General features: G+C 71.9%; 12 protein-coding genes and 1 pseudogene. 1 reads left to right on the top strand and 12 read right to left on the bottom strand.

Annotated features, from left to right (window positions below):
* Window positions 1-48: 48 nt before the first annotated feature.
* From BLW82_RS12950 to BLW82_RS12960, 3 genes are all read right to left on the bottom strand, one after another.
* Entirely contained in the window at window positions 49-678 is a 630-nt protein-coding gene (locus BLW82_RS12950; RefSeq protein WP_093508019.1) for a hypothetical protein, read from the bottom strand.
* A gap of 35 nt (window positions 679-713) precedes the next feature.
* Entirely contained in the window at window positions 714-1,286 is a 573-nt protein-coding gene (locus BLW82_RS12955) for a GNAT family N-acetyltransferase (protein WP_093498932.1), read from the bottom strand.
* A 99-nt stretch (window positions 1,287-1,385) separates the two neighbouring features.
* Entirely contained in the window at window positions 1,386-1,712 is a 327-nt protein-coding gene (locus BLW82_RS12960; protein WP_093498933.1) for a hypothetical protein, read from the bottom strand.
* 186 nt (window positions 1,713-1,898) lie between these two features.
* On the opposite strand from BLW82_RS12960, the pseudogene BLW82_RS12965 reads away from it, so the two are divergent.
* Window positions 1,899-2,428 (top strand): annotated as a pseudogene (locus BLW82_RS12965) (cyclopropane-fatty-acyl-phospholipid synthase family protein).
* A gap of 57 nt (window positions 2,429-2,485) precedes the next feature.
* On the opposite strand, the gene gatB reads toward BLW82_RS12965, so the two are convergent.
* The 9 genes from gatB to BLW82_RS13010 form a co-directional block, all read right to left on the bottom strand.
* Window positions 2,486-4,000 (bottom strand): Asp-tRNA(Asn)/Glu-tRNA(Gln) amidotransferase subunit GatB, encoded by a 1,515-nt coding sequence (gene gatB, locus BLW82_RS12970; RefSeq protein ID WP_093498934.1) that lies wholly within the window; start codon window positions 3,998-4,000, stop codon window positions 2,486-2,488.
* Window positions 4,001-4,015: 15 nt separating this feature from the next.
* Entirely contained in the window at window positions 4,016-4,258 is a 243-nt protein-coding gene (locus BLW82_RS12975) for a hypothetical protein (RefSeq protein ID WP_089098594.1), read from the bottom strand.
* A complete protein-coding gene (gene gatA / locus BLW82_RS12980) occupies window positions 4,255-5,748 on the bottom strand; it encodes an Asp-tRNA(Asn)/Glu-tRNA(Gln) amidotransferase subunit GatA (RefSeq protein ID WP_093498935.1) in 1,494 nt (497 codons plus the stop codon). Before gatA ends, BLW82_RS12975 begins: the two co-directional genes overlap by 4 nt.
* Before the next feature lie 6 nt (window positions 5,749-5,754).
* The gene (gatC, locus tag BLW82_RS12985) at window positions 5,755-6,051 is read right to left on the bottom strand and encodes an Asp-tRNA(Asn)/Glu-tRNA(Gln) amidotransferase subunit GatC (protein WP_007384860.1); all 297 of its coding nucleotides are present in this window, start codon (window positions 6,049-6,051) and stop codon (window positions 5,755-5,757) included.
* A 77-nt stretch (window positions 6,052-6,128) separates the two neighbouring features.
* Window positions 6,129-6,620: a cupin domain-containing protein gene (locus BLW82_RS12990; protein ID WP_093498936.1), complete on the bottom strand. Its 492-nt coding sequence runs from the start codon at window positions 6,618-6,620 to the stop codon at window positions 6,129-6,131.
* 37 nt (window positions 6,621-6,657) lie between these two features.
* Complete coding sequence (locus BLW82_RS12995; RefSeq protein WP_093498937.1) at window positions 6,658-7,029, bottom strand: DUF4267 domain-containing protein; 372 nt, start codon at window positions 7,027-7,029, stop codon at window positions 6,658-6,660.
* A gap of 615 nt (window positions 7,030-7,644) precedes the next feature.
* Window positions 7,645-9,894: a putative bifunctional diguanylate cyclase/phosphodiesterase gene (locus BLW82_RS13000; RefSeq protein ID WP_093498938.1), complete on the bottom strand. Its 2,250-nt coding sequence runs from the start codon at window positions 9,892-9,894 to the stop codon at window positions 7,645-7,647.
* Between the two features lie 212 nt (window positions 9,895-10,106).
* Window positions 10,107-12,302, bottom strand: a complete 2,196-nt coding sequence (ligA, locus tag BLW82_RS13005) for an NAD-dependent DNA ligase LigA (protein WP_093498939.1) — start codon at window positions 12,300-12,302, stop codon at window positions 10,107-10,109.
* 13 nt (window positions 12,303-12,315) lie between these two features.
* Window positions 12,316-13,317 (bottom strand): methionine synthase, encoded by a 1,002-nt coding sequence (locus BLW82_RS13010; RefSeq protein WP_371131332.1) that lies wholly within the window; start codon window positions 13,315-13,317, stop codon window positions 12,316-12,318.
* Window positions 13,318-13,398: the final 81 nt, after the last annotated feature.

Here is a 13,398-nt window from a genome sequence, read left to right on the forward strand (position 1 = left end):
GCTTACGGACGCCCTAAGGCCCCTCCGGCCTGGGCCGTCGTGGTCGGCTCAGCCGGTCGACGGCAGCCCGAGGAGCGCGTCGGAGTACTTGAGGACGGCGAGCAGCAGGCCGATGACACCGAGCGCGACACCCGCCCAGGCGACCGACTTGATCCACGGCGCCTGCGGCCTGCCGGGGGCACCGAAGGCGGGCCGGGCCAGCACCACGACGCCGGTGACCAGCGCGGCCAGCGCGAACAGGCCGGCCCACAGCGCGGTGGTCGCCCACGCGTCGCCGTACACCTCCTTGACCTGCTTGGCGACGCTCGCGGTCGACGAGGTCTGGAGCTGGCCGACGAGGGTCTCGCGGGCGGCGGCCACCGTCCCGATCCAGCCGCCCGTCAGGGAGACCAGGCCGAGCGCGACGGAGACGACGGCGGCGGCACCCTGGCCGACCCCGGACGGCCCCTCGGACTCGGCCAGGTCCCCGGCGAGTTCCGCGTCGCCCTCCAGGTCCTCGGCGTTCTCGGCGCTCTCCGTGTCGTCGGCGTTCTCCGCGACGAGGCCGGTGTCCGCACCGTCGGCGGCCGCCGCCTCCGGCACGTCGTCGGCGCTCTTGGTGACGCTCACCTTCTCCTCGTCGGTCGTGGCCTCGGCGCCCGTCTCGGCACCGGTCTCGTCAGCTGTCTTGGTTCCCATGTCCGGCACCGTACGGATCCTGTCTGAGAGGCGTCTTAATGATCGTTCGCAGCGGCACGCGCGCGTGCTTCACGCCATTCCGGGGCGAGGATCGACCACACCTCCAGGTCGTGCCGTACGCCACCATAGGGGTGCGCCTGACGGCGTACGCCATCGCGGGTCATCCCCAGCCGCCGGGCCACGTTCAGGCTGGGCTCGTTGCCCGAGGCGGCGACCCACTCGATCCGGTGGATACCGCGCTGGTCGACCGCGAAGTCGAGCAGGACCCGCATCGCGCGCGTGACGAGTCCGCGCCCGGTGCCGGCCGGCTCCAGCCAGCAGCCGACCTCGGCGTTCCCGTGTTCGGCGTCGAAGTTCAGGAAGAGCACCCCGCCGACGAGCGTGCCCTGGAGCCACAGGCCGTGCAGGGAGCCGGTGTCGGCGGCGCGCATGTCGGCGTACCGCTGGAGCATGGCCCGTGCGGCGGGCACGTCCGTCTCCTTGGAGCCGAAGGAGATGAACTGTCCGATGAACTCCCGCCCGCGCTCCAGGTGGGCCAGGAACTCCTCGGCGTGCCAGGGCTCCAGTGGGCGCAGTTCGGCGCCGTCGCCCAGGGATATCGCGTACATCGTTCTTCTCCAGTTCCACCGCGTGCTCGACCGGCACGTCGAGCCTCTCATGTGCGGCCCCGTGCCCGGGCGGCCCGCTGCCGGTCCGGGGCGGGTGCGTCAGTCGAACTGGTCGCCGAGAGCCATGATCATGACCCCCAGGATCATCAGCCAGAGGGCCCAGCGGGTGCGGCCGCGGGCCCCCAGCACCGCCGCGAACACGCACACGGCGGATCCGGTGCCGTAGGCGGCCGGCACCAGGGCGGGCACACCCCCGCCCACCTTCATCAGCGCGGCGGTGAGCCCCATCAGGGCCAGCAGCGCCCCGGTCACGGTGGCGGTCCAGCGAGCCCGGCGGGCGTCCTCGTAGAGGTCCTCGTCCTCCTCGTCGGCGGCCTGCGCCCCGGGTGTCCCTGGTTGGGCGTCGGATTCGGCGTGTGCGGTCATGGCGCGCGAGCGTACTGCCCGCACCTGGGGAAACCGGCTGCGAACCAGGTGGACAACTGCCGGCTTCCGCTGGTCAGCCTCCGTCGGCCCCTCGCCGACGACCGAAGCGGGTGCATTGTCTGACGGTCCGAACGAGCTCCTGCGCATCGCCTTCCACTACGAAGATCACAGGGAGCCCGTTCAGTCATGTCCGACGCCGTCTCTCCCGCACCGTCGAAGGACGCCTCTCCCACTGACCGCCTGCCCCTCCCCCGCTGTCCGCTCAGCGGTACGGCCCCCGCTGGACCGTCGAGAACCAGACGGGCCCGCACGCCCTGTGGCTGCGGAATGGCCGGCCCCCGCCCTCGGCCTGGACGCTCTGCGCCCCTGCGCGCGCGTGCTCGGCCTGGGCTGCGGCCGGGCGATGACCTCGGTCTTCCTGGCCAGGGAGTTGCGCGCGCAGGTCACCGCCGCGGACCTGTGGATCGGGCCCGACGACGACGCCCGGCGAATCGCCGAGGCCGGGAGGCCGCCGACTGGCGGCGGATCGCCGAGGCCGGGAGGCCGCCGACTGGCTGGAGGACGGCCGGCGCGACTGGCTGCTGTGGAGCGAGGTGTGTGCCGCGCAGAGCCCGGACCCGGAGACGGCCCGGATGGCCCGGGAGTCGGTGGAGGCGGTGCAGGCGGACCGGGGGCAACCGCTCGGCTTCGCCCGGATCGTGGGCCGCCGCCTGTGACGCGGTACGGCCCCGGAGGCGCTGCCTCCGGGGCCGTACCAGGTGCCTGGCGCTCGCTCAGCCCTCGCTGACGCCGAGCTTCTCCAGGATCAGCTCCTTGACACGGGCCGCGTCGGCCTGGCCACGGGTCGCCTTCATGACCGCGCCGACCAGGGCACCGGCCGCGGCCACCTTGCCGCCGCGGATCTTGTCGGCGACGCCCGGGTTGCCGGCGATGGCCTCCTCGACGGCGGTGGTCAGCGCGCCCTCGTCGGAGACGACCTTCAGGCCGCGCTTGTCGACGACCTCGTCCGGGGTGCCCTCGCCCGCGAGGACGCCCTCGATGACCTGGCGGGCCAGCTTGTCGTTCAGGTCACCCTTCGTGACGAGCTCGGTGACCCGGGCGACCTGCGCCGGGGTGATCGCCAGCTCGTCGAGCGAGGTGCCCGACTCGTTGGCGCTGCGCGCCAGTTCGCCCATCCACCACTTGCGGGCGGAGGCCGCGTCGGCCCCGGCGTCGATGGTGGCGACGATCAGGTCCAGCGCGCCGGCGTTGATGATCGCCTGCATCTCCACCGCGGAGACACCCCACTCGGCGAGCAGCCGGTTGCGGCGGGCCAGTGGCATCTCCGGCAGCGCGGCGCGGATCTCCTCGACCCACTCGCGCGAGGGCGCCACGGGGACCAGGTCGGGCTCCGGGAAGTACCGGTAGTCCTCGGCCTCCTCCTTCACGCGGCCCGAGGTCGTCGACCCGGTGTCCTCGTGGAAGTGCCGGGTCTCCTGCACGATCGTGCCGCCGGAGGACAGCACGGCCGCGTGCCGCATGATCTCGAAGCGGGCCGCGCGCTCCACGGACCGCAGCGAGTTCACGTTCTTGGTCTCGGAACGCGTGCCGAACTTCTCGGTGCCGTGGGGGCGCAGCGACAGGTTCACGTCGCAGCGCATCTGGCCCATCTCCATGCGGGCCTCGGAGACACCGAGCGCCCGGATGAGCTCGCGCAGCTCACGGACGTACGCCCGCGCGACCTCGGGAGCCCGCTCGCCCGCGCCCTCGATCGGCTTGGTGACGATCTCGATGAGCGGGATGCCCGCGCGGTTGTAGTCGAGCAGGGAGTGGGACGCGCCGTGGATACGGCCGGTGGCACCGCCGACGTGCGTCGACTTGCCGGTGTCCTCCTCCATGTGGGCGCGCTCGATCTGTACGCGGAAGGTCTCGCCGTCCTCCAGCTGGACGTCCAGGTAGCCGTTGAAGGCGATCGGCTCGTCGTACTGGGAGGTCTGGAAGTTCTTCGGCATGTCCGGATAGAAGTAGTTCTTCCGGGCGAAGCGGCACCACTCGGCGATCTCGCAGTTCAGCGCGAGGCCGATCTTGATGGCGGACTCGACGCCGGTCGCGTTGACGACCGGGAGCGCGCCGGGCAGGCCGAGGCAGGTCGGGCAGGTCTGCGAGTTGGGCTCGGCGCCCAGCTCGGTCGAACAGCCGCAGAACATCTTGGTGCTGGTGCCGAGTTCGACATGGACCTCGAGGCCCATGACGGGGTCGTAGGACGCCAGCGCGTCCTCGTACGACACCAGGTCGGTCGTGGTGGTCACGGTGAAACTTCCCTCTCAGCCCAGCAGGACGTCGTCGTCGCCCAGCCGCTTCAGCTCGCGGTACAGCAGGGCGAAACCGGTGACGATCGCGACGGCGGACACGGTGGCGTCGATGAGCCGGAGCGTGTCGTGCTCGGCGCGGGCCTTCTTGATCTGCTTGGCGACACCGACCGCGCCGAACGCGGTGGTGGCCATGGACAGGTACGTACCGGACTTCGACTTCTTGAAGCCCTTGGCCTTCGACAGTGCGTTGCTCACAGCGACGGTGCCTCCTCCAGGAGCGGGTGACCCCACCTTTCCACGAAGGCGGCCTCGACGGCGGCGCCGACCTTGTAAAGACGGTCGTCCTTCAGCGCCGGGGCGATGATCTGCAGGCCCACCGGGAGATTGTCCTCCGGGGCGAGACCGCAGGGCAGCGACATCGCCGCGTTGCCCGCGAGGTTCGTCGGGATGGTGCACAGGTCGGCCAGGTACATCGCCATCGGGTCGTCGGCGCGCTCGCCGATCGCGAAGGCGGTGGTCGGCGTCGTGGGCGACACAATGACGTCCACCTGCTCGAAGGCCTTTTCGAAGTCGCGCGTGATGAGCGTGCGGACCTTCTGGGCGGAGCCGTAGTACGCGTCGTAGTAACCGCTGCTCAGCGCGTAGGTCCCGAGCATGATGCGGCGCTTGACCTCGGGGCCGAAGCCCGCCTCACGGGTGAGCGAGGTGACCTCTTCGGCGGAGTGGCTGCCGTCGTCGCCGGTCCGCAGGCCGTAGCGCAGGCCGTCGAAGCGGGCGAGGTTGCTCGAACACTCGCTGGGCGCGATCAGGTAGTACGCCGACAGCGCCAGGTCGAAGGACGGGCAGTCCAGCTCGACGATCTCGGCGCCCAGCTCCTTCAGCAGTGCGACGGACTCGTCGAACCGCTGGATGACGCCGGCCTGGTAGCCCTCGCCGCGGAACTGCTTGACCACGCCGACGCGCATGCCCGCGACGCTGCCGTTGCGGGCGGCCTCGACGACCGGCGGAACGGGCGCGTCGATGGAGGTCGAGTCCATCGGGTCGTGCCCGGCGATGACCTCGTGCAGGAGCGCCGCGTCCAGGACCGTACGGGCGCACGGGCCGCCCTGGTCCAGGGAGCTGGAGAAGGCGACCATGCCGTACCGCGACACCGCGCCGTACGTGGGCTTGACGCCGACCGTGCCGGTGACGGCGGCCGGCTGGCGGATGGAGCCGCCGGTGTCGGTGCCGATGGCGAGCGGCGCCTGGAACGAGGCGAGGGCCGCGGACGAGCCGCCGCCGGAACCACCGGGGATCTTGGTCAGGTCCCACGGGTTGCCGGTGGGCCCGTACGCGCTGTTCTCGGTGCTCGACCCCATGGCGAACTCGTCCATGTTGGTCTTGCCGAGGATGACCACGTCGGCGGCCTTCAGCCGCTTCGTGAGCGTCGCGTCGTACGGCGGGATCCAGCCCTCGAGGATCTTCGAGCCGACGGTGGTCGGCACGCCCTCGGTGGTGAAGATGTCCTTGAGCGCGAGCGGCACGCCGGCGAGCGGGCCGAGCTTCTCGCCCCGCGCCTTCTTCGCGTCGACGGCGCGGGCCTGCGCCAGGGCGCCCTCACGGTCGACGTGCAGGAAGGCGTGCACCTTCTCGTCGACGGCCTCGATACGGGCGAGGTGGGCCTCGGTGACCTCGACGGCCGTGAGCTCGCCCGCGGCGATCTTCGCGGCGATCTCGGCGGCGCCGAGCTTGATGATGTCCGTCATGGCTGTCTAGTCCTCCCCCAGGATCTGCGGCACCTTGAAACGCTGCTGCTCCTGGGCCGGGGCGCCGGAGAGCGCCTGCTCGGGGGTGAGCGAGGGACGGACCTCGTCCGCGCGCATGACGTTCGTCAGCGGCAGCGGGTGCGAGGTCGGCGGTACGTCTTGGTCGGCGACCTCGCTGACGCGGGCGACCGCGCCGATGATGTCGTCCAGCTGGCCGGCGAAGTGTTCGAGTTCTTCGGGCTTCAGCTCCAGACGCGCCAGCCGGGCGAGGTGGGCGACCTCCTCGCGCGTGATGCCAGGCATGCAGCGTTCCTCTGGGGTGAGTGTGTGTGGTTTGGAGCCAATCCTATGGGGCGGGGCCCCGTACCCGTTAAACGGTTTCAGTGCCGGGTGTCCCAGGCCGTGCTCCGCAGGTAGTGGTTGTCGTACAGCTCCTGCACCGCCAGGAGGCTCTCCAGGGTGGCCTCACCCCGTCGCAGGCGCTGGAGGTGGCGGAAGTACTCGAAGCGCTCCACGCCCGGCGTGATGACGATGAGGATGTCCGCGGTGCTGCCGGGGACGGCGGCGAAGGCGTGCGGCCTGCCGGGCGGGACGACGACCAGGTCACCGCGTCCGGCGGTGACGACGTCGTCGCCCGAGAGCACGTCGGCGGCGCCGTCGAGCAGGTAGAACATCTCGGCGGAGTGGCGGTGCAGATGCGGCACGGCGCCGTCGGCGCCCTCCCCCAGCGTGACGCGCACGGTGGACAGGGCGCCGCCGGTGGAACTGCTGTCGGCGAGCAGCCTGACGCCGACGGGGTCACCGCCGACGACCTCGGCGTCGGCCTCCCGCACGATCACGGATTCATCGAACTCCGGTACGAACAACGACATTTCCGAACCCCCGGTCGATGACGAGACGTCGATGCGGTCAGACGAGGAACAGCAGGGCGGCGCTGATCAGTACAACGATCGCGGTGGCGAAGTGGATCCCGAAGGCGACCGCCCTGGCCCCGCCGTTCCGCAGTACCGTCACCGTGTCCCCGAGCGGCACGAGTGCCACGCAGAGCATGAACCAGGCCTCGGCGTGCGCGCCGGCGAAGACCAGCAGCGCGAGCCCCATGACGCCGAACGTGCCGTCCCTGAGGCCCTTGACCGCGAGGTAGGCGCGCGCGTCGCCGGCCGGGTCGGCGGGGACGCCGTAGCCGGCGGCGGCCGGCCCCGGCTGGAACAGGAACCGGTAGCCGAGGAACAGGCAGAACAGGTCGAGCACGACGGCGAGCGTGTAGGCGGTGACGGTCATGGTGGCCCCCTTTTGGCGTTTTCTAGCATCGCTAGGACTGAAAGCAAAGCTAGCAGAGCGCCGACAGGTTGGCTAGCGCTGCTAGAAAATCGGATGGGCGGGGCGCGAACAGCTGGTCGTCACGACCGCCCGCGAACGGAGAGGGCGACGGAGCTGCGGGCGGCACGTGCCGCGGCAAGGGGCGCCTACGACGCGATGCACCCACCGGGTGGCGGCGTCAGGCGAGCCGCGGGCGGTCGAGCCGATCGGAGACGAGGCCGGCGCTGCTGGTCGGCCATGGCGTCGCTCCGTGGCGGCGGCGCCCCTTCAGGGGCGCTGGGGGTACCCCCGGGCGAAGGCCGGGGGAGGAACTGCGCGAGTGACCACAACGCACGACCACGACGCACCCACGGCCGCCGGCACGACCGCACCCCCCATGGCGGACGCTCACCTCTTGGGAAACGGTGAACGGGGGGACGGGCGGACGGGCAGACAGACGGGCTGACGGACGGACGGGCAGACAGACGGGCTGACGGACGGACGGGCAGACGGGCAGACAGACGGGCTGACGGACGGACGGGCAGACGCGCAGACGGGCAGACGGGCAGACGGGCAGACGGGCAGACGGACGGGAAACTACTCGGCGGCCGGCAGAGCCGCCCGCGGCCGCTGCCACCCCCGCGCCCCCCGCGCCAGCAACCACGCCGTGGTCTCCTCCGGCGGCATCGCCGCGGCCACCAGCCACCCCTGCACGGCGTCACACCCCAGGTCCCGCAGCCGCTCCCACGTCTCGTCGTCCTCCACGCCCTCCGCGACCACCAGCAGCCCCAGCGAATGCGCGAGGTCGACCGTGCAGCGCACGATCTCCGCGTCCTCGTTGTCGACCGCCAGCCGGGCCACGAAGGACCGGTCGATCTTCAGCTCGCTCACCGGCAGCCGCCGCAGGTGCACGAGCGAGGAGTACCCGGTGCCGAAGTCGTCGAGCGACATCTTCACGCCGTGCCCGTTCAGCCCCGCGAGGGTGTCGGCGGCCCGCTGCGGGTCCTCGAGGAGCACGTGCTCGGTTATCTCCAGCTGCAGCGCCCCGGCCGGCACCCCGTGCCGCGCCAGCCGCGCCGCCACCAGGCCGGCGAACCCCGGCGTGTGGACGTCGCGCGGCGAGACGTTGACCGCCACCGGCACCCGCAGCCCCTGCGCCCGCCACTCGGCGACCTGCCCGAGCGCGGTCTCCAGCACGTACTCCGTCAGGTGGGGCATCAGCCCCGAGGACTCGGCGATCGCTATGAACTCGTCCGGCGGCACCTTCCCGCGCTCCGGGTGCACCCACCGCACCAGGGCCTCCAGGCCCGCCACCTGTCCGTCGAAGCGGACCTTCGGCTGGTAGTGCAGCTGCACCTCGTGGGCGTCCAGGGCGCGCCGCAGATCGCCCAGCAGGCCCAGCCGGTCGGGGGTGTTGGAGTCCCGCTTGGACTCGTACACCTCGACACCGGTACGGTCCCGCTTCGCCTGGTACATCGCGACGTCCGCGCGGCGCAGCAGGCCCTCGGCGTCGAGCGCGTGGTCGGGGAAGACGGCGACCCCCGCGCTGGCCTCCAGGACGAGGGTGAGGCCGTCGAGGTCGAGCGGCGAGGAGAGGGCCGTGACCAGGCCCCGCGCCACCCGGGTGGCCGAGGTCGTGGAGTCGGCGACCGGGAGTAAGACCGCGAACTCGTCGCCGCCGAGTCGGGCCGCCTCCGCACCGCGCGGCAGCGCGGCCCGCAGCCGGTCGGCAATCTGGAGGAGCAGCCGGTCACCGGCGAGATGACCGAGCGTGTCATTGACCGAACGGAACCGGTCGAGGTCGATCAGCATGAGGGCGGAGCGGGCGCCGATGCGCTCGGCGTCGTCGAGGGCGGTCCAGATCCGTTCCAGCAGCCACTGCCGGTTGGGCAGTCCGGTCAGCGGGTCGCGCAGCTGCTCCTCGGCGCGGGCCCGGGCTATCCACAGGGTGGAGTCGAGGGCGACCAGCGGGATGGCGAACAGCGGCAGCAGCAGCGGCTGGGCGACGGCGACCACGCAGATCAGCGGGGCGATGCCGAGCAGGGCCACGGCGACCAGGCCCTGGCGCATCAGGGCGGTGCGGGCCACGGTGGGCAGGCCGCCGCCGCGGGGTGCGTGCAGGTACCAGAGCAGGGCGCGGGTGACGGCGAGGTAAGCGGCCGCGACGAGCACGACCTCGGGAGCGGTGGCGACGCTCCAACTGGCGGGGTTCCAGGGCGACTCCACGGTCGGGACGCCCCCGAACACGAGGAGCACCAGTGCGCCGGCGCCGATGCCGAGGATGTCCACCGCGCCGTGCAGGACGCCCTGCCGCCAGCGGTGGCGCCTGGCTATGCCGACCAGGACGACGACGGTGAGGCTGACCATGCCGGCCGGCACCCAGCCGTACAGCAGGAGGACGGCGAGGGTCAGGGCGGCGCCGGAGCCGGTGCCGCCCCACCAGCGGGCGCGGCCGAGCAGGACGAGGTGGCCGACAATGATGCCGGTCAGCACGGCAAGCGACCAGCCGACCGTGCCGGACGGGAAGAGGGCGTGGTCGTCGGTGAACGCGCGGTAGAACCCGGCGCCGAGCACGAACGCGGCGGCCGCGACGACTCCGGCGGGCAGCGCGGGCCAGGACAGGTGCCGTTCGTGCTCGGAGCCGACCAGGCCGGGCGGCGGTTCGACGGCGGCCAGCGGCAGCGGGTCGCGCGCGTCCGCCGCGGCGCTCCCCGGCCGCATGCCCGGGGCGCCCGGCATGCCGGGTCGCGCACCGCCCCGACCCGTCCACCGGCTCCCCCGCCACGCGCACGCCCGGCGGCGCAGCGGCAGCCGCGCGCCCGTGGCGACGCTCTCGGTCGGTTCCATTCCCGTCCCTCTCACAGCCGGCGGTGCCCACGCCATGCGGTCCGTGCCCTGCCGGAGCACGGGAATGCCCCGACCGAGCTGGGCACGGCAGGTGCACGTCTCAACAGTAGGCCGCAGAAGGCTTCCACGGGCAGCGGTCGTAGACGGTTGCCCGATTGCGCCCCGGCCACCCGTATGCATCTGATATGCGCCGAACGGGTGGCCTTCAACCGCTACTCCCCGGTCGGAAGGGCGACTTCGGCCGCGGCGTCCGGTCCCTGCTCCAAAAGGACGACAAATCCGTCCTCGTTCAGAACAGGAACCTTCAACTGCATCGCCTTGTCGTACTTCGATCCGGGGTTGTCACCGACGACCACGAAGGCGGTCTTCTTCGACACCGAGCCGGTCACCTTGGCGCCGCGGCTCTGCAGTGCGTCCTTGGCGCCGTCCCTGGTGTAGTGCTCCAGGGTTCCGGTCACCACGACGGCGAGACCCTCCAGCGGACGCGGTCCCTCGTCCTCTCCGGTGGACTCGTCCTCCAGCGGGACTCCAGCGGCCTTCCACTTTCGGATGATCTCGCGGTGCCACTCCTCGGCGAACCACTCCTTGAGCGCGGTCGCGATGATGCCGCCGACGCCGTCGATGTTCGACAGCTCCTCCTCGGTGGCCTGCTCGATGCGGTCGATGGAGCGGAACTCGCGGGCCAGCGCCTGGGCGGCGACCGGTCCGACGTGCCGGATGGACAGGCCGTTGAGGAAGCGGGCGAGCGGGCGGGTCTTCGCCTCCTCGATCTTCTGGAGCAGAGCGAGGGTGTTCTTCTTCGGCTCGCCCTTCTGGTTGGCGAAGACCGTGACGACCTTCTCCTCGCCGGTCTTCGGGTCGTGCTTGGGCAGCCCGCTGTCCGGGTCGAGGACGTACGCCTTGATGGGCAGCAGCTTCTCGACGGTGAGGTCGAACAGGTCGCCCTCGTCGACCAGCGGAGGGTCGGCGGGCTCCAGCGGCCGGGTGAGCGCGGCCGCCGCGACCCCGCCGAAGTGCTCGATGTCCAGGCACTCGCGACCCGCGAGGTAGGACACGCGCTCTCTCAACTGGGCTGGGCAGGTACGGGCGTTGGGGCAGCGGAGGTCGATGTCGCCCTCCTTCATCGGCCGCAGCGGCGTCCCGCACTCGGGGCACTCGGCCGGCATCACGAACTCCCGCTCGCTGCCGTCGCGCAGGTCGACGACCGGGCCGAGGATCTCCGGGATGACGTCACCGGCCTTGCGCAGCACCACGGTGTCGCCGATCAGCACGCCCTTGGCCTTGACGACCTCCTGGTTGTGCAGGGTGGCGAACTCCACCTCGCTACCGGCCACGGTGACCGGCTCGACCTGGGCGTACGGCGTGACCCGCCCGGTGCGGCCGACGCCCACCTTGATGTCGATCAACTTGGTGTTGACCTCTTCCGGCGCGTACTTGTACGCGATCGCCCACCGGGGGGCCCGCGCCGTCGAGCCGAGACGGCCCTGCAGCCGGATCTCGTCCAGCTTGACGACGACACCGTCGATCTCGTGCTCCACGGAGTGCCTGTTCTCGCCGTAGTAGGCGATGAACTCCCGTACGCCGTCGAGGTCGTCGACCACCCTGTTGTGCGGGGAGGTCGGCAGGCCCCAGGTCTTCAGCAGGTCGTACGCCTCGGAGAGGCGGTTCAGGCCCTCGAAGCCGGCCAGGGCGCCGATGCCGTGCACGACCATGTGCAGCGGGCGGGAGGCGGTGACCCGCGGGTCCTTCTGCCGCAGCGAACCGGCCGCCGCGTTGCGCGGGTTGGCGAACGGCTTGTCACCGGCCGCGACCAGGCGTTCGTTGAGCTCGGCGAACTTCTCCATCGGGAAGTAGACCTCGCCGCGGATCTCGACCAGGTCCGGGAGCCGCTCACCGTGCAGCCGGTCCGGGATCTCCGCGATCGTACGGACGTTGGGCGTGATGTCCTCGCCGGTGCGGCCGTCGCCGCGGGTCGCCGCGCGGGTGAGGCGGCCGTGCTCGTAGGTGAGGTTGACGGCGAGACCGTCGACCTTCAGCTCGCACAGGAAGTGGTACTCCTGCTCGCCGAGTTCCTTGTGGATCCGCTCCGCCCAGGCCGCGAGGTCGTCGTCGTTGAACGTGTTGTCCAGCGACAGCATCCGCTCGCGGTGCTCGACCGCCGTGAACTCGGTCTCGTACGCCCCGGCGACCTTCTGCGTCGGCGAGTCGGGCGTGCGCAGCTCGGGGTGCTCGTCCTCCAGCGCCTCCAGGCTCTTGAGGAGCTTGTCGAACTCCGCGTCGCTGACGACGGGAGCGTCCTTCACGTAGTACCGGAAGCGGTGCTCCTCGATCTGCTCAGCGAGCCGCGCGTGCTTCTCCCGTGCCTCGGCGGGCACTGCCGTCTCCGCCTGCTGCTTGTCGCCGGCCACCGTTTTCCTCCCGTTACTCTGGGTTGTCCGCGAGTGATCTCGCCGCCCGGACGCAGTGGGCGAGTGCCTCCCGGGCGTACGCGGGGGAAGCGCCCGCCAGCCCGCACGCCGGGGTGACCGTGACGGACTCCGCGAGGAGCCCCGGCCGCAGCCCCAGCCTGCGCCACAGCGTCCTGACACCCATGACGCTACCGGCAGGGTCTGACAATGCCGTGTCCGTCCCCGGCACGACACCGGCGAAGAGCCGGGTACCCGCCTCCACCGCCTCGCCGAGCACGTCGTCGTCACGTTCGGTGAGGAGCGAGAAGTCGAAGGAGACGGCGGCCGCACCGGCGCGGCGCAGCAGCGCGAAGGGGACGTCCGGGGCGCAGGAGTGGACGACGACCGGACCGTCGGCGTGCACGCCGAACACGTCGCGCAGGGTGGACTCGACGACCTGGCGGTCGACCGCGCGGTGGGTGCGGTAGCCGGAGGCGGTCCTCACCTCGCCGCGCAGTACGGCGGTGAGGGACGGCTCGTCGAGCTGGAGCACCAGGCGGGCGCCGGGGACGCGCCGCTGCACCTCGGCCAGATGGAGACGCAGGCCCTCGGCGAGGGAGGCGGCCAGGTCACGGCGGGCGCCGGGGTCGGAGAGGGCGGACTCGCCGTTGCGCAGCTCCACGGCGGCGGCCAGTGTCCAGGGCCCGACCGCCTGCACCTTCAGCGGGCCCGTGTACTCCTGGGTGAACTCCTCCAGCGCGTCCAGGTCCTCGCCCAGCCAGGACCTGGCCCGGCGGGTGTCGCGGCCCGGCCGGTCGCCGAGCCGCCAGCCGCTGGGCTCCACGCGCGCGTACAGCTCGACGAGGAGACCCGCGGTACGGCCGATCATGTCCGCGCCGGGGCCGCGGGCGGGCAGCTCGGGCAGGAAGGGGAAGTCCTCGAAGCTGCCGGTCGCGGTCCTGGCGGCCTCACGGGCGTCGGTGCCGGGGAGCGAGCCGACGCCTGTGGCGGGGCCGAAGTCGGAGATTGCGTTCACGTGAGGAGCCTAAGCGGGACGGGCGGTGCCGTGTGCGGCGGTGCGGGTGCGACGGGGCACGCCCATGGCTGGTCGCGGAGT

The sequence above is a fragment of the Streptomyces sp. Ag109_O5-10 genome (assembly GCF_900105755.1).
Classification (GTDB): domain Bacteria; phylum Actinomycetota; class Actinomycetes; order Streptomycetales; family Streptomycetaceae; genus Streptomyces.

Bases quoted from the DNA above. Each gene is read 5' to 3' on its own strand.
- BLW82_RS12950 (WP_093508019.1), bottom strand. From the start codon at position 678: ATGGGAACCAAGACAGCTGACGAGACCGGTGCCGAGACGGGCGCCGAG.
- BLW82_RS12955 (WP_093498932.1), bottom strand. From the start codon at position 1,286: ATGTACGCGATATCCCTGGGCGACGGCGCCGAACTGCGCCCACTGGAG.
- BLW82_RS12960 (WP_093498933.1), bottom strand. From the start codon at position 1,712: ATGACCGCACACGCCGAATCCGACGCCCAACCAGGGACACCCGGGGCG.
- gatA (WP_093498935.1), bottom strand. From the start codon at position 5,748: ATGACGGACATCATCAAGCTCGGCGCCGCCGAGATCGCCGCGAAGATC.
- gatC (WP_007384860.1), bottom strand. From the start codon at position 6,051: ATGCCTGGCATCACGCGCGAGGAGGTCGCCCACCTCGCCCGGCTGGCG.
- BLW82_RS12990 (WP_093498936.1), bottom strand. From the start codon at position 6,620: ATGTCGTTGTTCGTACCGGAGTTCGATGAATCCGTGATCGTGCGGGAG.
- BLW82_RS12995 (WP_093498937.1), bottom strand. From the start codon at position 7,029: ATGACCGTCACCGCCTACACGCTCGCCGTCGTGCTCGACCTGTTCTGC.
- BLW82_RS13000 (WP_093498938.1), bottom strand. From the start codon at position 9,894: ATGGAACCGACCGAGAGCGTCGCCACGGGCGCGCGGCTGCCGCTGCGC.